This is a genomic window from Vibrio sp. D173a, assembly GCF_030248475.1.
Genome location: NZ_JAHGAH010001175.1, coordinates 1 through 812 on the forward strand (window position 1 = coordinate 1; position 812 = coordinate 812).

The 812-nt window shown below is 39.8% G+C and carries 1 protein-coding gene; it reads left to right on the plus strand.

Annotation, left to right across the window (positions count from 1 at the left end; translation table 11 throughout):
* A partial coding sequence (locus KIV40_RS32135; protein ID WP_285353396.1) for a DUF3987 domain-containing protein occupies positions 1 to 749 on the plus strand: 749 nt, incomplete at its 5' end.
* Positions 750 to 812 lie beyond the last annotated feature (63 nt).

An 812-nucleotide genomic window follows, 5' to 3' on the forward strand; every position in this document is an offset into this window, starting at 1 on the left:
AAAAGGTCATTGTACCATCTGTCCACAGCAGTATTTTGGGAGGGATACAACCCTCAATGATAGCAAAGATACTTGAAGATCGCAGAACCAATTCAGTTAATGACGGGTTAATGGAGCGGTTTCAATTAGCAGTATATCCAGAGCCTATCGAGCCAGAGTATGTTGATGAAATAGTTGATGAAAACTCAGTATCCATTGTTTACGAGATATTCAAAAACTTGGCAAAATTAGGTTATCAAGCCCCAAAGGAATATCGATTTTCGGATGGAGCTCAGAAAAAATGGAATGACTGGCAAGCGGAGTTTCAAGCAGAATTAAAAAACTACACAGCGGAGGAGCAAGCTGTACGAATAAAACATCCTGCATTGGCTGCGAAATTAGCGTGTATTTCTCACCTAATGGACTTAGCTATCGATGAAGATGCATCTGATCGTGAGTTTAAGGCTACGATTAGCTCTCCGCATCTGAAAAGAGCGCTTTTGTGGATTGATTATTTGTGGTCTCATGCTCAGAAAATATATGAATTTAATCGCACGGATACTAGCGTAGAATCGCTGTTGAATAATCTTTCTAAATTGAGTCCAAGCTTTACCAAACAACAGCTTAATCAGAAAGGTTGGAAAGGGTTGACGGCGTCAGCTGATAGAGATAGAGCATTAAAAACGTTGGAGGATCATGGATACATACAATTAGTTGTAAACCCCAAAAAGCACTATGTTATCCATCCAGATTATCGCAAGACTTCATAACTGAAACCCGCAAACCCTGTGTATTGAAAAGTACGCAGGGTTTGCAGGTTTTTATTTCGTGAA